We start from the raw sequence: 19,257 nt of genomic DNA on the forward strand, positions 1-19,257 counted from the left end.
CTTCCGGTCGGCATCCAAATGTCCGATTTGCCGGCGCGACGTATCGCGCCGGCACTTCTTCAAGGCACCGAAGCCCAACAGCGTTCCGCTTTCGTCAAAGCAGTCTTTCGTCAAAGCAGTCTTGCATGATCCTTACGGCTGAAAATCTCACCAAGTCCTTCGGCGGCTTGCGCGCCGTGGGCGGCGTCAGCTTCGCGCTGGCCGAGAACGAAATACTCGGCGTCGCCGGGCCGAACGGCAGCGGCAAGAGCACGCTGTTCAACATTCTGACCAACATCCCCTTTCCGGCCGACAGCGGCCGCGTCGTTTTCGAGGGGAAGGAGATCCAGAACGTAGCGCCGGAGGCGGTGAGCCGCTCCGGCATCGCCCGCACCTTCCAGCGCGAAAGCATCTTCGCCTCGCTGAGCGCGATCGACAATGTGCTGGTGGCCATCGAGCATAGCGGCAAGAGGCAAGGGCAGAAGCAGGACGAGATCGCCGCGATCGAGGTGCTCGACATGGTGGGCTTTCCCCAGACGCTGCACAACGCTGCGACCGCAACCCTCCCGATCTTCTTCCGCAAGATATTGATGATTGCCAGCGCCCTGGCTATGTCGCCGCGCGTGCTGCTGCTCGACGAGCCGGCGTCGAGCCTGACACCCGGCGAGATCGAGCACATGAAGGCGCTCATTCTCGGGCTGCGCCAGCGCGGCATCGCCATCCTGCTCATAGAGCACGTCCTGCCGTTGCTGATGTCGGTCTGCGACCGGCTTATCGTCCTCGACCAGGGCCGGGTGATCGCCCAGGGGCTTCCGTCCGAAGTCGTTGCCGATCCGAAAGTGATCGAAGCCTATCTGGGGCAGGCACGATGACGGACACGCTTCTCCTCGATGTCAGGGCCCTCGACGGCGGCTACGAGCCGCTGCAGATATTCCGCAAGATCGACCTTTCGCTGGTGCAGGGCGCAAGCGTCGGATTGTTCGGTCCGAACGGCCACGGCAAGACGACGTTCCTGAGAACCCTGTCCGGCATCATCGATCCGTGGGATGGGGACATTTTCTTCGACGGTGTCCAGCTCAACCGTCCAGGCGCGCGCGGCAGCCGGCGCTGGCGCAATTTCAACTACGACGCCATAACCCGGCGCCGGATGGACCCGAAAGCGGTGGCGCGCGCCGGGCTGATCCATGTCCCGCAGGGAAACCTTTTGTTCCCGGACATGACCGTCGCGGAAACGCTGTCGATCGCGCCCTACGCTTCCCGCGGGCGCGCCAATGCGGCGGAGACGCTGGACAAGGTTTTCCGGCTCTTTCCCCGGGTGCACGAGCGGCTCGGCCACAAGATACGCTTCCTGTCAGGCGGCGAGCGCCAGATGGTGGCCATAGGCGTCGGGCTGATGGCGGCGCCGAAGCTTCTCATCCTCGACGAGCCGACGCTGGGCCTGTCGCCCAAGCTGCGCGGGGAACTCGCATCGGCAATTCAGACCATCCGGGGATCCGGCGTGCCGCTGATCGTGGTCGATCAGGATATCGCCTTCCTCGAGGAACTGATCGACACGCTCTACCTCTTCGACCACGGCCGCATCTCGCGCCGCATCGAGAAGGCGGACATGCCAACGCATGAAGAGATCATGAAACTGATGTTCGGCGAGGATCACCATTGACCCTTGAGACGCTTAACCTGATCCTGCTCGGCGGCATCGTGCTGGGCGCTCTCTATGCGCTGATGGCGACCGGGCTGGCGCTCGTGTGGACGACGCTCGGCATCTTCAATTTTGCCCACGGCACCTTCATCGCGCTCGGCGCCTACATCGCCTGGCAGATCGCCAGCACCGAGGCCTCGGGCGCCGGTCTGCTGGCCGGGGCGGCGGTCTCCATCATCGGCATGTTCGTCATCGGCATGCTCGTCTACTACCTCCTCATCAAGCCTTTCGAACGAAGCCCCGACATCGTGGTGAAATCCGTCATCACCACGCTGGCGGGCGCGACCATCCTGGAAAACGTCATCAACCTCGTCTGGGGTCCGCGCAACAAGCAGCTCTCGCCGCTGCTCGGCGGCGACATGTCGATCCTCGGCATCACCATATCCCGCAACGAGATGGCGGTGGTGGCGCTGGCGATCGTCATCCTGGCGGCGCTCGGCGTGTTCCTGCAGCGCGCGCCGCTTGGTCGCGCCATGCGCGCCGTGGCGCAGAACCGCGAGGCGGCGCAGCTCATGGGCATCGATGTCGAGCGGCTCTACGCCATCGCCTTCGGTCTGTCGGCGGCGTTGGCGGCGCTGGCCGGCATCCTGATCGGCTCCACCCGCTTCATGAACCCTTCGATGGGCTCCGACCCGCTGATGAAAGCGCTGATCGTGGTGATCTTCGGCGGCATCGCGCGCTTCACCGGCCCGATCTACGCGGCCTTCATCGTTGGCCTGCTCGAGGCCGTCATGACCTATCTCGTCGGCCTCTACTGGAGCCCGACGGTGCTCTTCGCCATCATGATCGTCGTGCTCGTCGCCAAGCCAGAAGGCCTGTTCGGCCGATACAGGAAATCCGTCTGATGCGGTACAGCCCGTCCTTCGCCCGCAGTTCGGGGCTGATCCCGGTCCTGATCGTCCTGGCCGTGCTGGCGCTTGTGCCGCTGCTGTCTTCAAACATGTATCTGCGGCATCTCCTGGTGCTGGCATTCGTGTTCGGCATCGTGGCCTCGAGCTGGGACCTCAGCCTTGGGTATGGCGGCCTGTTCAATTTCGCCCATGTCGCGCTCTTCACCATCGGCACCTACGCGTTCGGGCTGGTCGGCCAGACCCTCGGCCTGTCACCATGGCTGGGCATAGCGTTCGCCGGGGTCGCCGCGGGGCTTGTCGCGGCCCTCATAACGCTGCCCATCCTCAGGCTTTCAGGCATCTACATCATCCTGGTGACCATCGCTGCCTCGCAGGTGCTCTACCAGATCATCATCAGCCAATCCGACATCACCGGCGGCACATCGGGCATGGTAAGCCTGCCGGCGCTCGAGCTCTTCGGCTATCGCTTCAACCGCGGCGGCAAGGTCGGCTATTACTACCTGGCCCTGCTGATGCTGGTGGCTTCCACCATCATCCTCTACAAAATCACCCACTCGCGTTTCGGCCGCGCCATCGTGGCCATGCGAGACCATAAATACTACGCCATCTCCCGCGGCATGTCGGAAACGCGCACCCGGCTGTTCACGCTGACGGTGAGCGCCGCGCTGAGCGGTGTGGCCGGCGGCTTCTACGGCTCCTACATGCGGGTTGCCTCTCCCGACAATTTCGGCCTCGGGCTGCTTGGCCTGCTGCTCTCGATGCTGTTGCTCGGCGGCGCCGGAACGATCTGGGGTCCGATCCTCGCGGCCTTCTTCGTGACCATGGTGTCGGAGGTCTTCGCCGCCTACGGCGCCTGGCGCAACATCATCATGTCGCTGTTGCTGATCGTCATCCTGATCTTCTATCCGGGCGGGTTGTGGGCATTGCTGCAGACATTTCGTGAAGCGCTCGACGTGGTGCGTTCGCAGGCGACGGCCAGGCTGCGCCGCCGCTTCGGCCTCGGGCAACGGCAGGCGATGACCGGAGCGCATGAGACGATCGTCGCCACCCGCCACGGCAGGATCGCGGTGGCCGACACCGGCGGCGACAAGCCGGCGCTTCTCTTCATCCACGGCAACTCCTCCGCCAAGGAGGTGTTCGCCAACCAGTTCAAGGCGTTTCGCGACCGCTATCGCGTCATCTCCTTCGATCTGCCTGGTCACGGCGTGTCCGACAACGCCGATCCGGAAAAGGACTATAGCGTGGAGGCCTTCGCCGACGTGGCCGAAGACGTGCTCAAGGCGCTCGGCGCGGCAAACCCCTTTGTGTTCGGATGGTCGCTGGGCGGCTATATCGCTATCGAGCTCGCGGCCCGCGGCTATCCGATGAGGGCGCTTGCCATTTCCGGCACGCCGCCGCTCAGGGTCGTTCCGGAAGATGTCGGGCGCGCCTATGCCGCGACCAGCCATTTCGTTCTGGCGAGCAAGACCTTCCTGTCGCCGGCCGAGAGCCGCGACTTCGCCGCGTCGACGACCGGTCCGAAGGCACCGCAGACGGCTCATCTCCATCGCGCCGTGCGGCGGACCGACGGGCGTGCCCGCGCCTATACGCTGGGCAAGCTCCAGATCGTCGACTGGCCGCGGCAGATGCGCTTCCTACGCTCGGCCTCGGTGCCGTTCGCCATCCTGAACGGCTCGAACGACCCGTTCCTGAACCATCAATATTTCCGGGACCTCAAACTGGAGCAGTGGACCGGCGAGCCGGACGACATCCAGGACGGCAAGCACGCGCCCTTCCTGCTGAAGCCGGCAATCTTCAACGAAAAGCTCGCCGCTTTCCTGGGCACGGCCGAAGCAAGAAGTCGGCATGACCCGACGCCGTCGCCTGACGTCTTGAACCGGACGCCACGAGTGTCGGGCGCAAACTAAAGCGGTCCAGCCTCGAGGAGCACTGCATGCGGAGGCCTTCGCCGCACTTCGTCGAGCGCTCGCCGGAGTGGCTCCGATGAGCGTGCCGGCGCTTACCGGTCTCGTTCGGCCAATGCCCGAAATCTGTGAAACGCGCGCAAGCCCGTCATACGCTTTGAATGGACACAGGTGTACATTCGCGCTAAGTGTGCCCTTCGGGCTGGCCACGGGTGTTCGGCACCAACGGCAAAGCGGGTTATCGTAAGGGGCAATCGATGCACATGTTCGAGCTGGAGACACGGCGGCCAAGCCCTTGCGGTGGAGCGATGCCGCCGGCCTGTGACGACGGTTTGGGCGCATGACGAGGCAGTACTCGGCCCTTTCGCTCTTCAAGGAAGGCATCGCCGGTCAGACCGGTTGGGAAAAGGCCTGGCGCTCTCCTGATCCGAAATCGCGCTATGATGCGATCATAATCGGCGGCGGCGGGCACGGCCTCGCCACTGCCTATTATCTCGCCAAAAATCACGGCGTCACCAACGTCGCGCTCTTGGAGAAGGGCTGGATCGGGGGCGGCAATACCGGCCGCAACACGACGGTGGTGCGTTCGAACTACTTCTACCCGGAAAGCGCGGCGATCTACGGGCTGGCCCACAGCCTCTACAAGAGCCTTTCGACGGACCTGAACTACAATGTGATGTTTTCCGCGCGCGGCATCCTCACGCTCGCGCACAGCGAATCCGCGATGGAAACCGCCGCGCGGTCGGTCAACGCCATCCAGGTCAACGGCATCGATTGCGAGTTGTTCTCGGTCGAGGACGTGCGTCGCGTCGTGCCGATCTACAATTTCAGCCCCGGCACACGCTTCCCCGTCTATGGCGGCACCTGGCAGCCGAGCGGCGGCACCGCCCGCCACGATGCCGTCGCCTGGGGTTACGCACGGGCGGCGAGCCGTCTCGGTGTCGACATCATCCAGAATTGCGAGATCTCCGACTTCATCATCGAAGACGGGCGCTGCCGCGGCGTCGTCACCTCGCGCGGCGCGATCCGGGCGGAGCGTACGGGCATGGCTGTGGCCGGCCATTCGTCGGTGCTGGCGGCGAAAGCGGGGTTCCGGCTGCCGGTCAATTCCTACGCGCTGCAGGCCTGCGTGTCCGAACCGGTCAAGCCGATCATCGACACGGTGGTGATCTCGCCGGACACCGGCGTCTATGTCAGCCAGTCGGACAAGGGCGAACTGGTGATCGGCGGCGCGCTCGACCGCATCCCGTCCTATGGCCAGCGCGGCAATCTGCCGGTGCTGGAAGGCGTGATCGCCGGTATGCTCGAAATGTACCCGATCTTCGGCCAGTTGAAGATGATGCGGCAATGGGCCGGCATCGTCGACGTGGTCCCGGACTCCTCGCCCATCATCGGCGAGTCGCCGCTGCCCGGCCTTTTCCTCAATTGCGGCTGGGGCACCGGCGGCTTCAAGGCGATCCCCGCCGGCGGCACCTTGCTTGCGCATCTGCTTGCCACCGGCAGGCATCACGACATCAGCCGGCCCTTCGATCTCGACCGCTTCGCTCGCGGCCGCCTGGTCGACGAGGCCGCCGGCTCCGGCATCGCCCATTGAAGGTGTAGAAAAGATGCAGCTCTTTCCCTGTCCGTTCTGCGGGCCGCGCGAAGAAAGCGAGTTTCACTATGGCGGCGAGGCCGGCAATCTGAGGCCGGACGGCAGCGAGGTGACCGCCGAGCGCTGGGCCGGTTATCTCCACATGCGCGACAATCCGAAGGGGCCGACCCGCGAGATCTGGGTGCATCTGACCTGCGGCGAGTTCTTCGCCATGAGCCGCGACAGCGTCAATCACAAGGTGTCGGGTTCTTCCGTGCTCGGCGAAGCGGAGCACGGCGCATGAGCGCTTCCCGTCTCACCGCCGGCGGCAGCGACATCGACCGCGACCGCCCGCTGAGCTTCACGTTCGACGGCAGGCGCGTGGAGGGTTTTGCGGGCGACACGATCGCTTCAGCCTTGCTCGCCAGCGGCCAGGCCGTTGTCGGCCGCAGCTTCAAATACCACAGGCCGCGCGGCATCTGGGGCTCCGGCGTCGAGGAGCCCAACGCGCTGGTCGATGTCGAGAGCGCGGTCGGCCGCGTGCCGAATGCGCGCGCCACGACCGTGCAAGCCGTCGACGGCATCAAGGTCAGGAGTGTCAACGCTTCGCCCACGGCCGAGAACGACCGCAACGCGGTCCTGGATCGCTTCGCGCGCTTCCTGCCGGCTGCCTTCTACTACAAGACCTTCATGTGGCCGGACTGGCACCTGTTCGAACCGCGCATCCGCGCCATGGCCGGACTTGGCGTCGTCGACAGCGACTGGAAGCCGCGCCAGGTCTCCGATCAGGTCAACCATCATTGCGACGTCCTGGTGGTCGGCGCCGGGCCCGCCGGCCTTGCCGCGGCGGCCAGCGCGGCGGCGGCCGGACACTCGGTCATCCTGGTCGACGACAGGGCGCATCCCGGCGGCTCGCTGCGCCACCGCGCTGGCGAAGTCGATGGCGTCGAAGGCAAGGCGTGGGTCGAGGCGACGGTCGCCAGGCTGAAGAGCGGCGGTCAGTTGGTGCTGAGCGATACGACTGCCTTCGGCCTTTACGACCCCAATCTGGTCGCGCTCAACCAGCGCCACTCCGACGGCAGGCCGGACACGCTCTGGCGCGTGCGGCCCCGCCGCATCGTGCTTGCGACGGGCGCGATCGAACGTCCCGTGCCGTTCGCCAACAACGACCTTCCGGGAATCCTGTCCGCCGATGCGGCGCTCAGCTATCTGCGCCGGCATGGCGTGCTTGTCGGCCGCGAGATCGTCGTCGCGACCAACAACGACAGCGCCTATGAGCCGGCCTCGGCGCTCGCGGCGGCCGGCGCTTCGGTGACGGTGGTCGATTGCCGGCGTGAGGGCGGCGCGCAAGCGGGAACAGGTGTTCGCGTTCTGGCGAGTCGTACGATCATGGCGGCGCGCGGGCGCAATGCTGTCCAGGGTGTACTGCTCGACGACGGCACGACGCTTGCGGCCGACTGCGTGCTTGTCTCTGGTGGTTGGACACCCACCGTGCATTTGTTCTCGCAGGCGAAAGGCAAGCTCGCCTGGAGCGATCAACTTGCGGCCTTCATCCCCGGCGAAGCCGTCGACGGGATTGGCGTCGCCGGCGCCGTGGCCGGCACAGTCTCGCTTTCGGATGCTCTGGCCAGCGGCGCCGCGGCCCCCGGTGACTTCGGCTCATCGTCGCCAGCGCCTCGCGGCACGGGAGCGGAAGCAACGCTCGGCGTCGCCAGCCTGTGGCCGAAACCCAAGGCCAAGGGCCGCGTCTGGATCGACTACCAGAGTGACGTCACCGCCAAGGACGTCGAGCTCGCGGCGCGGGAGAACTTCGTCTCGGTCGAACACCTGAAGCGTTACACCACGCTCGGCATGGCGACCGACCAGGGCAAGACGTCGAACCTGAACGGCCTGGCGCTGCTCGCTGACATCACCGGGCGCGGCATTCCGGAGGTCGGCACCACCACCTACCGCCCGCCCTTCACGCCTGTCCCCTTCGCCAGCCTGGTCGGGTCGCGCCGGGGCAGCATGCACGCTCCGGTCCGCCGTCTGCCGCTGGAGGCAAACCACCGTGCGGCAGGCGGGGTGTTCCAGGAATATGGCGGTTGGCTGCGGCCTGCCTATTATGGCGGCGGCGAAGCTGGCGCGTCGATCCAGGATGAGGCGCGGCGCGCCCGGCAATCCGTGGCGCTCTTCGACGGCTCGACGCTGGGCAAGATCGAAGTAATCGGCCCGCGCGCGGCCGAGTTTGTCGACTTCATCTATTACAACACCATGTCGACCTTGAAGCCGGGCCATTGCCGCTACGGCTTCATGCTGTCGGAAAACGGCGTCGTCTTCGATGACGGCGTCCTGGTTCGCCTGGACGAGCATCGCTTCATCGTCTCCTGCTCGTCGTCGCATGTCACCGCGGTCCATGCGCGCCTCGAGGAATGGCGGCAGGACCGCTTCGGCCGCGACGCGGTCTATATCCACAATGCCACCGCGCAATACGCGACCTTGACCGTTTCGGGTCCGAATGCGCGCCAGGTCGTGGAAGCGCTCGACCTGGGCGCAGCACTTGACGATGCCAGCCTGCCGCACATGGCCGTCGCCGCCGGCCGCTTTGCCGGCAACGAGGTTCGCATCGCCAGGGTCTCCTTCACCGGCGACCGCAGCTACGAAATCTCCATCCGCGCCGATCGGGCGGAGGCGCTGTGGGCAAGGATGCAGCAGGAGGGCCGCGCCTTCGACGCCGTGCTGCTCGGGCTTGAATCGCTGATGATCCTGCGCGCCGAGAAGGGATATATCGTCATCGGCAAGGACACCGACGGGACCACCATGCCGCATGATCTGGGCGTCGCCGGACCGCGGACCAAACGCGCCAGCGAGTTCGTCGGTCGGCGCTCGCTTTTCACCGAAGCGGGGAACCGCGCGGACCGCAATCATCTCGTCGGCCTCGCGCTTCGCGAAGGCGAGGCGCCGCTGGCGACCGGCGCGCATGGCGTGGAGAAGCGCGAGGGCCGGCTCAGAAGCATCGGCTTCGTCACCTCCAGTTATCAGAGCCCAACCCTGGGACGTCCGGTTGGCCTGGCGCTCATCGAACGCGGCGCGGCGCGGCACGGCGAGACCATCGACGTTCAGCATCTTGGCGTTGTGCGGCAGGCGACGATCGTCGCGCCTTGCGCCTTCGATCCGGAAGGGAGTCGGCTCCATGCGTAACCTTGCCGAAAAGTGGCCGGCGGCGCCCGACTTCGCCACTGCTACGCTCAGCAAAGGCAGCGTCAGCGTGCGAACGCTTGGCGGGCTGAACCAGCTTCTGGTCAGCGGCGACCTTGCGGCTTGGTCGAAGGCTTCGGGGCTTGCTGGCGAAGGTGTCGGAGCCGGCGCAATTGCCAACGGCGACAAATACATGGTGCGGATCGCGCGCGACCGCGTTCTTGCGGTCGGGGGACAGCCGTTCCCCATCGTGGCCGGCTGGCACGCGGCCGGTTTCGCGGTCACGGTCATGGATGCCGGGCTGCATGTGTTCGAGATCGAGGGGTCGGGCCTGGACCGCCTGATCGCCAGGGGCACGGCGCTGGATCCGGGGGCAGCAAGCCGCTCGGCTTCGATCCTCTTTGCCGGCGCCGGCGTTCTCTTCTACCGGTTCGGCAACCCCGATCGGGCGCGGCTCCACGTCGACCGCGGCCTTGCCCCGTATCTTTGGGAGTGGTTCGAACAAGCGCAAGTGTTGTAGTGGGGTGGTTTCAGGTCTATCTAGCCGGCGTTCAAACTTGGCCGGCCCGCTATGTTCTCCGATTCCAATGCTGATGAAGTCATGCGGCGGTCCGGTCTGATCGGCAATACAAAGGTGACGCGCGAGGACTGGATGAACCTCGCGCTGGAGACGTTGATCTCCGAAGGCGTCGAAGCGGTGCGCGTGCTTGCGCTGGGGCAGAAGCTGAACGTCTCCCGTTCCAGTTTCTACTGGTACTTCAAGAGCCGCCAGGACCTGCTCGACCAACTGCTGGACTACTGGCGCAACAACAACACGCGTTTCATCGTCGAGCAGGCCGGCCGGCCGGCCGCGTCGATCACGCAGGCGGTGCTCAATGTCTTCGAGTGCTGGCTGGATGAATCGCTGTTCAATCCGCGGCTGGATTTCGCCGTGCGCGCCTGGTCGCGCCAGTCCGCCGATGTGCATCGGATCGTCAGCGAGGAAGACGATACGCGGGTCGACGCCGTCCGCGCGATGTTCTCGCGGCACGGCTATGCCGACACGGAAGCGTTCGTGCGGGCGCGCGTGCTCTACTTCACGCAGATCGGCTATTACTCGCTCGAGATCGTCGAGCCGGTCAGCAACCGTCTTTTCCTGACGCCAGCCTACCTGCTAACGCACACCGGCGAAGAGCCTCGTGCAGGAGAGGTCGAGGCCTTCGCCGAAAAGATGCTGCTGAAAAGCCCCGGCTGACCGCTCCCCGTTCCGCGATCACTTCAATTCAGATCGCGTGGAAATTCCTTGACTTCCTCGCGGTCGACCACGACCTCCTCGCCGGCGCGGGCGATGAGATGCGTTTCCATGCGCCAGACATCGCGCAATGCGCGCACCGTGGCGGAGACCGAAACACGGGCGTTCCAGTCGCCGCGCGAATAGGTCTTGTCCCAGGTCACGGTCCCGCGCGCCGAGTTCGGATCGTCCGGGTGGACGATGAAGATCTCGGTCTGTCTCTGCGACAGGGTGATCCCGGTATGCGGATGGCGCACCGTGCCGCCGTCGATGACGACTGTGTAGGTGGCCTCGCCGGTGATCTGGTTCGTGGTCACCTCGCGCCGGAAAGGCTCGCCCGCCTTGATCACGTCCTGCGCCATCGGCGCGGCGCTTTCCGGCCCCTTGAATGCCGCGAGCGTCTTGTCGAGCGGCTGCGGCTTGCGCACCGGCAGGATCAGTCTGCTGCCGGCGCAATAGATCGAAAGCGTCGCGTTCTCCGGCCCCGGGAAGACGATCGGCCAATGCCCGGTGGCGATGGCGAGCCGGATGCGCTGGCCTTTCTCGAAGCGCTGGCCGCAGCAGCGCAATTTGAAGCGCACCGCCTCGGCCTCGCCCGGCGTCATCGGTTTGAGATCGAGATCGTCATGCCTGTGCGTGAGGTTGAGGACGCCGTAGCTCACGCGCGAGGCGGCGCCGTCTTCCTGCACCAACGACAGGGTCGCGGAGATCAGCGCGACCGGCTTGTCCGAGGCGAGCTTCACTTCGAATTCCGGGAAGCCGAGGATTTCCACGGCTTCCTCCAGCAGCTCGGTCTCGAAGACGAGCGCGTTGCCGGCCTCCATGCGCTGGTCGACAGGCAAGGTCGGCAGCACGCCGTAGCCGCACCACGCGCCAGAGGAGAGCCCCGCCGTTGAGGGCGAGCGGATCGTCAGGACATCGCCGCTGCCGGCGTCTTCGGCGAGTTTGCCGGGCGAGAGCGCGAGGGTGTGCTGGCCGACGCCGGGACCCGGCCAGGACGGTTCCGCCACCCAGCGCCCGGGGCGCTCGTCATAGATCGCGGCCGGCGCCGCCGGGTCCTGCATCCAGGCGCGCAGCATGGGTTCGTCGGCGATACCTGTGTCGATGCCCTTGAGATACTGGTCCCACCAGCGCAGGCATTCCTGGAGAAAGCCCATGCGCGGCCCCGGCATGGCGAAATGCGGATATTTGTGGCCCCACGGGCCGATCAGCCCCTTGCGGACGCCCGGCAGGCTTTCGAGCATGCGGAAGATCGGGTTCGGATAACCGTCCGCCCAGCCGCCGACCGCATAGACGGGAATCTCAACGTCGGCATAGTCCTCGCAGATCGAGCCGTGCTTGTAGAAGTCGTCGCGGCGCTGATGCTCGAACCAGTCCTGCATCCATATGCTGTTGCCGTTGAGGCGACCCTCCCACATCTGACGCCAACGGTCGCCGACGATCAGCGGATCGGGCGGCGTCATGGCGATTGCCCAGGCGGTCGTGCCCCACAACAGATTGTCGCACATCTGCGCGCCGCCGAGATAGTGGACGTCGTCGTTATAGCGGTCGTCAGTGGAGCAGAGCGAGATCACTGCCTTCAGCGCCGGCGGGCGACGGGCGGCGACCTGGAGCCCGTTGAAGCCGCCCCAGCTGATGCCGATCATGCCGACCGCGCCCGAGCACCAGGGCTGCTCCGCCAGCCATTCGATGACGGCGAGACAATCGTCCTGTTCCTGCTTCAGATATTCGCCCTTGCAGACGCCTTCGCTGTCGCCGGTGCCGCGCATGTCGACCCGCACGCCGGCATAGCCGTGGCCGGCGAAATAGGGATGGGTGAGCGCGTCGCGCTCCACCGTTCCGTCGCGCTTACGGTAGGGCAGGTATTCGAGGATGGCCGGCACCGGATCGGCCCCGGCGTCCTCCGGAAGCCAGATGCGCGCGGCGAGCTTCACGCCGTCCGGCATCGGGATCCACAGGTTCTCGATCTCACGGACTTTGCGCGGGAAATCGGTGACCACGCGGATGTCTTTCATCGGACGGACCTTCTTTAACTTGCGGCGATTGCCTCGACGGCGCTTGGGCCGGCATTGAGCGGGAAGTGACAGGTGAGCCGGCTCGAGCCGAGCGCGGACGGGGTGGGTGCCTGCGTCCGGCAGATGTCTTGCGCGAACGGACAGCGTGTGTGGAACTCGCAGCCCGAAGGCCTGTCGAGCAGCGATGGCACTTCGGCCGGCAGCGCGATGCGGTTATGCACCTTGTCCGGATCTGGTTCGGGGTTCGCGGACAGCAATGCCGCTGTGTAGGGATGATGCGGCGCCCGGAAAATCGCCTCGGTCTCGCCTTCCTCGACGAAGCGCCCGAGATACATCACCGCCATCCGGTCGGCGATCTGCCGGACCACGTGCAGATTGTGGGTGATGATGAGCATCGACAGGCCCATGCGGTCGCGCAGGTCGTTGAGCAGGTTGAGCACCTCGCCCTGGATCGATACGTCGAGCCCGGCTGTCGGTTCGTCGGCGATGATCAGCTCCGGGTCGAGCGCGACGGCCCTTGCGACGCCGACCCGGCGTGCCTGGCCGCCGGAGAGCTGGTGCGGATAACGGTCGGCGAAATCGCGCGGCAGTCCGACCAGGGCGAGCAGGCGCTCGACCTCGGCATCGAGGCTGCGGCCGGACAGGCCGTGGATGGCGAAAGGCTCCGCCAGCAGCGACCGGACGCTGAGGCGCGGCGACAGCGAGCCGACCGGGTCCTGGAACATCATCGACATCTTGCGCCGGAGCGGCTTCCAGTCCTTCTTCGGCAGGTCGCGCAACTCGCGGCCCTCGAAGCGGATCGAGCCGCCCGCGGCCGGCTGCAGCCCGTCGACGGCGCGCGCCAGCGTCGTCTTGCCCGATCCGGATTCGCCGACCAGCGCAAGCGTCTGGCCGCGCTCCAGCGTGAAGCCGACGCCGGAGACGGCTTCTATTTCCGTCCGCCGGCCGGCCAGCGCGCTCATCATGCCGCCGATGCGGAAACGCACCCGAAGATCGGAAACGGAAAGCAGGGGCTCTGTCGTCATGCGGCCGCTCCGGCCGTCTCGTCGGTGTGCCAGCATCGCGCGACATGGGACGTGCTCAGCGCTGTGTCGGGCGGCATCGTGGAGCAGACGTCGTCCGCTAGCTCGCAGCGTGACTGGAAAACGCAGCCCTTGGGGCGGTTGCGCAGGTCCGGCAGCGTACCGGGAATGGTGGGCAGCCGCGGCTCGCGGCGCGCGAGCCTTGCCGGATCGCAAGCGAGCAGCTTCTTCGTGTAGGGATGTCGCGGGTTGTGGAAGATGTCGCGGGTCGAGCCGCGTTCGACCACTTCGCCGGCATACATGACGATCATCTCGTCGCACAGCTCGGCGATGACGCCCAGATGATGCGAGATGAACAGCACGGAGCAGCCGATCTGCTTCTGCAGGTCCCTGAGCAACTCGATGATGGCGACTTCGAGCGTGGCGTCGAGCGCCGTCGTCGGCTCGTCGGCAATCAGCAGCGAGGGCCGCATCAGCAGCGCCATGGCGATGGCGATACGCTGCTTCATGCCACCCGAGAATTCGTGCGGAAACTGCGCCAGTCGGTGCTCGGGATCTGGAATGCGGACTTTGCGCAGCATCTCGACGGAGAGCGCGTCCTTCTCCTTGCGCGACCGTCCGGAGCGGTACTGGATGTCGCGCATCTGCTTACCCACGGACAGCACCGGGTTCAGCGCCCCCATCGGGTCCTGGAAGACGGTTGCGATCCTCTGACCGCGCAGCGCCCGCATGCCTGTGCCGTCGAGATGAACGAGATCGCTTTTGCCCTCGAACAGGATCTGGCCTGCCGTGACCCTGCCATTGTCGGCGAGCAGGCCGAGAACGGCGTTGATCAGCGTCGATTTTCCGCAGCCCGACTCGCCGACGACGCCGACGATCCGGTTCGCCGGCACCTTCAGGCTCACCTTGCGCAGCGCCTGCAACGTGCCGGCTTCGGTGGCGAAGTCGACGCTGAGGTCCTTGACGTCGAGGACGGTCATTCGCGCCTCTTCAGCCGGGGGTCGAAAACGTCGCGCAGGGTCTCGCCGAGGAAGGTGAAGCCGAGCGTGGTGAGGATGATCGGCAGGCCGCCGGCGACCACGATCCAGTATGAATCGCGGATGTTGACGAAGCCGTCGTTCAGGATCGCGCCCCAGCTTGGCAGAGGCGGCCTGACGCCGAGGCCGAGGAAGCTCAGACCCGCCTCGATCGCCACGACGACCGGGATGTCCATCGATGCGAGGATGAGGATCGGGCCGATGACGTTGGGCAATATGTGGATGGTGAGGATGCGCGCGGTGCTCGCGCCCATCGAGCGCGCCGCCATGACATGCTCGGCCGACTTCAGGACAAGCGTCTGTGTCCTGATGATGCGGGCATAGCCGGGCACATTGACCAGCACGACCACGATCAGCACCGCAAGCAGCGAAGGTCCGGTCAGCGTGACCAGCGTGAGCGCCAGCATCACGGTCGGGAAGCTCTTGATGGCATCGAAGAGCAGGAGCATCAGATTGTCGAGCCAGCGGGGCCCGTAGCCGGCGATGAGCCCGAGCACGATGCCGCCGATGAGCGACAGGCCGGTCGCGCCAAGCGCAATGGCCAGCGCGATGCGGCCGCCATGGAGCACACGCGAGAACAGGTCGCGTCCAAGATGGTCGGTGCCGAGCAGGTGCTGCAGGCTCGCGGGCGCGAAGCGCTCGGCCGGCGCGAGCTTCGTCGGTGAATAGCTGGTAAGCACGTCGGCGAAGACAGCCGACAGAACGACGATCACGACCAGGGTGAGACCGAACGCGCCGAGCGGCTCGCGAAGGATGCGCCGAAGCACGCGGCCGATCTTGGCGACGCGCTGCCGCGATGGCCGGTCAATTAAGACTTGTTCTGACACGGGGGTCCAACGCACCAATGAGGATGTCGGCGAGAGCGTTCACGACGACGAAGAAAACCGTCGTCACCAGCACGGCGCCGGTGACGACCGGATAATTGCGCACCGAGATCGCCTCGTAGACCAGCTTGCCGATGCCGGGGCGGGCAAAGACGATCTCGGCGAAGACGGCCGAAGACACCATGTTGCCGATGCCGACGCCGAGCAGCGTGACGGTCGGCAGGATGGCGATACGCAAGGCATAGGAATAGGTGATGCGACGATCGGTCAGGCCGAAAGCGCGCGCCGTGCGGATGTGGCTGGCTTCCAGCGTTTCCAGCATGGAAGCACGCACCATGCGCGCGATGTAGCCGACCCAGCCGACGCCGATCGCCAGCGAAGGCAGGGCAAGATGTTTCAGCTGGCTGGCGAGATTGCCGGGCTCGCCGGCGCCGATGGCCGGCAGCCACTGCAGGGCGACGGCGAAGATCAGCAGCGAATAGATCGCGATGACGAAGGATGGCACCGCGATCACCGCGACCGACAGGATGCCGATGACGCGGTCGACGAAGCCGCCGCGCCGCACCGCCGCGATGCAGCCCAGCGGAATGCCGAGCAGCACGGACCATGAGATCGCGCCCGCGATCAGCGCCAGGGTGTAGGGCAGCTGCTCGAACACGACGTCCAGCACCGGCCGCCCGGACAGCACCTCGGTGCCGAGGTCGCCGCGCAGCGCCGAGAAATAGAACCTGAAGAACTGGATCCAGATCGGCTGGTCCAGCCCCATGCGGCTGCGCAAGGCCTGGATCATCTCGGGCGTGGCGCGCGGGCCGAGCGCCACGGATGCCGGGTCGCCCGGGATCACATAGATCATAGCGAACAGCATCACCATCGCGACGCTCACGATGATGATGCCCAGCCCCAGTCGTTTCAGCGCATAGCGGAGCATCTCAGGAGCCGGCCATCCCGCCCCGCGCCGTGCCGTCGTCTTCCATCACGTCAGGCAGGTTTGAAGTCCGCGAAGCAGGGCTCGCCATTCGGCTTGAGGGCGGCCGCCACACTCTTGCGGTACATCACGCCGGTGACCTCGTGGGTGAGGAAGACGTAGCAGCCGCTCTCCTCCATCAGGTCCTGCATCTTCTTGTACATGACGTCGCGCTTGGCCGGGTCGAGCTCGATCTTGCCTTCGGTGACCAGCTTGTCGAATTCCTCGCTGCTGAACTGCTCCCAGTTCCACTCACCGATCTGGCTGGTCGTATACCACTCCGTCGCCCAGCTCGGGTCGGGCTGCATCGAGAAGCGCGACAGCACCATCTGGAGCTTCTTGTAATAAGGGTTTTGCTTCGACCCCAGCGTCCAGAACGTGCCGCTGTCGTTCTGCTTGATTTCGACGTTGACGCCGATGTCCTGCAGGTTCGCCTGCACGACCTGCGCCGCCGACAGGCGTTCCGCCTTGTTGAGGATGTCGAGCGTGACGGTGACGCCGCTGGCGCCGGCCTTGTTGACCAGCTCGCGCGCCTTGTCGGGATCGTATTCGTAGAGGTTCTTCTCGCGGTGGCCGATGAGCCCAGGCGCGATGATGCCGGTGGAGGTGGCGGCGGCGCCGAAATAGGCCGCGTCGACCACGGCCTTGCGGTCGACGCCGTACTGCACGGCGCGGCGCAGGTCCGGATTGTCGAAGGGCGCCGCGATCTGGTTCATGCCGAGCCAGACGAAGGCGAGCGATGGCTTCTCGACCACGACGGTGTCGGCCGGCGGCGTTTCCTTCAGCCGCTTGATCGAGGACACGGACGTCCAGGTGTAGTCGAGGTCGCCCGCCTCATAGCCGAGCTCGGCGGTCTTTTCGTCCTCGATCGGATGGACGTGGATCTCGTCATAGCCGCCCTGCTCGTATTTCCAGTCGGGGTTGCGCACGAGCACGGTGCGCTGCTTGGGCGTCCATTCCTTGAGCAGATAAGGGCCCGACTGCGCCACGGGCTTCACGCCGAGCTTGCCGCCGGCCTCGGTCACGGCGCGCTTGGACAGGATCGTGCTCGACGGCGTCGGCAAGGTCGAGGTCCATAACGGCGCGAACGCCTTGTTCAGATGGATGATGCCCGAGAGCTTGTCCTTGACCTCGACTTCCTTCAGCGTCGCCCAGTCGCCCGCATAAGGGGATTTGTTGGCAGGATCGGCGAGGCGCTCGATAGAGAATTTCACGTCCTCCGCCGTCATCTGGCCGAAGCCGTCGGTGAAGCCGATATTGTCGCGCAGCTTGAAGGCGACGGTGAGCGGATCGAGCTGCTCGATCTTCTCCACTGCCATCGGCTTCCAGCCCCAGCTGTCACCGGGCGTGGCGACGACCAAGCCGGCGAAAATGACATTGGTGATATCGCCTTCGGGCGCGGCAAGACGAAAGGCCGGATCGAGCGTCTGGATATCGCCATATGAGCGCACCTTGAGAACCGAGCCGGCCGCCTGTGAGCGCTTGGTGGAATAGATCAGCGAGGCGAGGCCCAGAGCCCCGGCACCGGCCAGCACCCCACGGCGCGTCACGTTGATGTTCGCGGCTTTGATCATTGCCCTGCCCCTCTTGTTTATGTTGCCCGCCAGCGCCGGCTCGGCTGCGGGAGACCCTTCCAAAGGTCTTGTTTGCCTCAGCCTGCCCCGGCTATACACATATGTCTAGTGAAAAAAATGCGTCATATGTCGTCGAATGGGACGCCTTTTCCGGTGATGTGCGATCGACGCGACAGCCGTTTCGATCGCTATTTCCAGATCTCGCGCGCCAGCCGCATGAAGTTGCCGCCCATCACGTCGCGAACAGTGCGTTCCGAGTGGCCGCGGCGCAGCAGGACCTCGATGAGTTCTTTCGTCTGGCCCGGGGTGGAATAGGTGGTCTTGCCTTCGGGATATTCGTTCTTCGGCCAGAAATGCGGATTGCTGGAGATGATGTCCTCGATGCCTTCGACCTCGACCGGGAAAGCATAATCGAGCCCGATGCCGACATGGCGCGGCCCGGCGAGGTCGATCAGATATTCGACGTGGTCGGCCAGCCGTTCGGAATCGGTGCGGCCCTCGCCGAGGAAGCGGTTGAGGCCGACGACGCCGATGATGCCGCCGGTTCGGGAACAAGCCTTGATCTGGTCGTCGGTGATGTTGCGCCCATGGGCGCAGAGCGCTTTCGGGTTGGAATGCGAGAAGATCACCGGCCGGTCCGTATACTCCATCACGTCCATCGTGGTGCGATAGCCGGTATGGGTCACGTCCACGAACATGCCGAGGCGGTTCATCTCGTCGATCACCTGGCGGCCGAACGCAGTCAGACCCGTGTCCTCGTCGTGGCACCCGCCGCCGGCGAGGTTGTTGCGGTTGTAGGCGAACAGCATCTGCCGGACGCCGAGGCGATGGTAGAACTCGACCATTTCGACCCGGCCGTTCAGCGCGTTCATGCCTTCGATGTCGAAGGTGACCGCCAGCTTGCCTTGCGCCTTCGCGGCGAGGATTTCATCGGTCGACGAGACGAGCGCATAGTCGGCCGGGCGCGCCAGGATCCAGTGCCGGAAATAGGCAAGCGTGGCGACCGTCTTTTCCCAGGGCAGGAGATCGAAGCCGACATCGATGGAAAGATAGTCGACGCCCGCGTCGCGCCAGATCCGCAGATTGTTCAGGTCCGCGGCCGGGTCGGGCATGAAACCGGAATGCGCATCCCAGACGACTTCGCTTTTCAGGATCGACTGGACTTTGTCGTCAAGGCTCATCGTGTCTGTGTCCGGATTGTTTTCGTCGCCTTCGAAATCTGCGCGTTCCGATCATGGCGGGTCAACCGCCCATCGTGCCGCCAAGGCCCCTGGCCCAATCTAATGTACACCGGTGTCTAGACAATGCGCGGGCTGTCGTTATGGTTGGGTCCGTGAGCTTGCCGTGGCGATAGCGCCAGGTTGAGCG

16 protein-coding genes are annotated in these 19,257 nt (G+C 65.4%); 9 read left to right on the plus strand and 7 right to left on the minus strand.

What is annotated here, in order from left to right; translation table 11 throughout:
- Positions 1-125 precede the first annotated feature (125 nt).
- The 9 genes from LB572_RS02210 (at position 126) to LB572_RS02250 (ending at position 10,417) form a co-directional block, all read left to right on the plus strand.
- Positions 126-851: an ABC transporter ATP-binding protein gene (locus LB572_RS02210; protein ID WP_224666529.1), complete on the plus strand. Its 726-nt coding sequence runs from the start codon at positions 126-128 to the stop codon at positions 849-851.
- Positions 848-1,639 (plus strand): ABC transporter ATP-binding protein, encoded by a 792-nt coding sequence (locus LB572_RS02215; protein WP_224666530.1) that lies wholly within the window; start codon positions 848-850, stop codon positions 1,637-1,639. The genes LB572_RS02210 and LB572_RS02215 overlap by 4 nt, the downstream gene beginning before the upstream one ends.
- Positions 1,636-2,523: a branched-chain amino acid ABC transporter permease gene (locus tag LB572_RS02220; RefSeq protein WP_224666531.1), complete on the plus strand. Its 888-nt coding sequence runs from the start codon at positions 1,636-1,638 to the stop codon at positions 2,521-2,523. Before LB572_RS02215 ends, LB572_RS02220 begins: the two co-directional genes overlap by 4 nt.
- On the plus strand, positions 2,523-4,436 hold the full coding sequence (locus tag LB572_RS02225; protein WP_224666532.1) for an alpha/beta fold hydrolase: 1,914 nt from the start codon (positions 2,523-2,525) through the stop codon (positions 4,434-4,436). The genes LB572_RS02220 and LB572_RS02225 overlap by 1 nt, the downstream gene beginning before the upstream one ends.
- A 337-nt stretch (positions 4,437-4,773) precedes the next feature.
- On the plus strand, positions 4,774-6,027 hold the full coding sequence (locus LB572_RS02230) for a sarcosine oxidase subunit beta family protein (RefSeq protein WP_224666533.1): 1,254 nt from the start codon (positions 4,774-4,776) through the stop codon (positions 6,025-6,027).
- Positions 6,028-6,040: 13 nt separating this feature from the next.
- On the plus strand, positions 6,041-6,310 hold the full coding sequence (locus tag LB572_RS02235; RefSeq protein ID WP_140801928.1) for a sarcosine oxidase subunit delta: 270 nt from the start codon (positions 6,041-6,043) through the stop codon (positions 6,308-6,310).
- Positions 6,307-9,186, plus strand: coding sequence for a sarcosine oxidase subunit alpha family protein (locus tag LB572_RS02240; RefSeq protein WP_224666534.1), 2,880 nt, complete (start codon positions 6,307-6,309; stop codon positions 9,184-9,186). The genes LB572_RS02235 and LB572_RS02240 overlap by 4 nt, the downstream gene beginning before the upstream one ends.
- Positions 9,179-9,703, plus strand: coding sequence for a hypothetical protein (locus LB572_RS02245; protein WP_224666535.1), 525 nt, complete (start codon positions 9,179-9,181; stop codon positions 9,701-9,703). The genes LB572_RS02240 and LB572_RS02245 overlap by 8 nt, the downstream gene beginning before the upstream one ends.
- 81 nt (positions 9,704-9,784) lie before the next feature.
- Positions 9,785-10,417, plus strand: a complete 633-nt coding sequence (locus LB572_RS02250; RefSeq protein ID WP_224666536.1) for a TetR/AcrR family transcriptional regulator — start codon at positions 9,785-9,787, stop codon at positions 10,415-10,417.
- Between the two features lie 23 nt (positions 10,418-10,440).
- On the opposite strand, the gene LB572_RS02255 is transcribed toward LB572_RS02250, so the two are convergent.
- From LB572_RS02255 to LB572_RS02285, 7 genes are all read right to left on the minus strand, one after another.
- The gene (locus LB572_RS02255) at positions 10,441-12,468 is read right to left on the minus strand and encodes a CocE/NonD family hydrolase (protein ID WP_224666537.1); all 2,028 of its coding nucleotides are present in this window, start codon (positions 12,466-12,468) and stop codon (positions 10,441-10,443) included.
- Positions 12,469-12,482: 14 nt separating this feature from the next.
- Positions 12,483-13,493, minus strand: coding sequence for an ABC transporter ATP-binding protein (locus tag LB572_RS02260; RefSeq protein WP_140801923.1), 1,011 nt, complete (start codon positions 13,491-13,493; stop codon positions 12,483-12,485).
- Complete coding sequence (locus LB572_RS02265) at positions 13,490-14,470, minus strand: ABC transporter ATP-binding protein (protein ID WP_224666538.1); 981 nt, start codon at positions 14,468-14,470, stop codon at positions 13,490-13,492. The genes LB572_RS02260 and LB572_RS02265 overlap by 4 nt, the downstream gene beginning before the upstream one ends.
- Positions 14,467-15,294 (minus strand): ABC transporter permease, encoded by an 828-nt coding sequence (locus tag LB572_RS02270; RefSeq protein ID WP_224666539.1) that lies wholly within the window; start codon positions 15,292-15,294, stop codon positions 14,467-14,469. Before LB572_RS02270 ends, LB572_RS02265 begins: the two co-directional genes overlap by 4 nt.
- Before the next feature lie 37 nt (positions 15,295-15,331).
- Positions 15,332-16,279 (minus strand): ABC transporter permease, encoded by a 948-nt coding sequence (locus LB572_RS02275; protein WP_140801921.1) that lies wholly within the window; start codon positions 16,277-16,279, stop codon positions 15,332-15,334.
- A 50-nt stretch (positions 16,280-16,329) separates the two neighbouring features.
- Positions 16,330-17,889: an ABC transporter substrate-binding protein gene (locus LB572_RS02280; protein ID WP_224666540.1), complete on the minus strand. Its 1,560-nt coding sequence runs from the start codon at positions 17,887-17,889 to the stop codon at positions 16,330-16,332.
- Positions 17,890-18,077: 188 nt separating this feature from the next.
- Positions 18,078-19,070 carry a dipeptidase gene (locus LB572_RS02285; protein WP_224666541.1) on the minus strand — a complete coding sequence of 331 codons (993 nt, stop codon included), beginning with the start codon at positions 19,068-19,070 and terminating at the stop codon, positions 18,078-18,080.
- Positions 19,071-19,257: the final 187 nt, after the last annotated feature.

Origin of the sequence: Mesorhizobium sp. BH1-1-5 (assembly GCF_020165615.1) — a bacterium.
GTDB lineage: Bacteria > Pseudomonadota > Alphaproteobacteria > Rhizobiales > Rhizobiaceae > Mesorhizobium.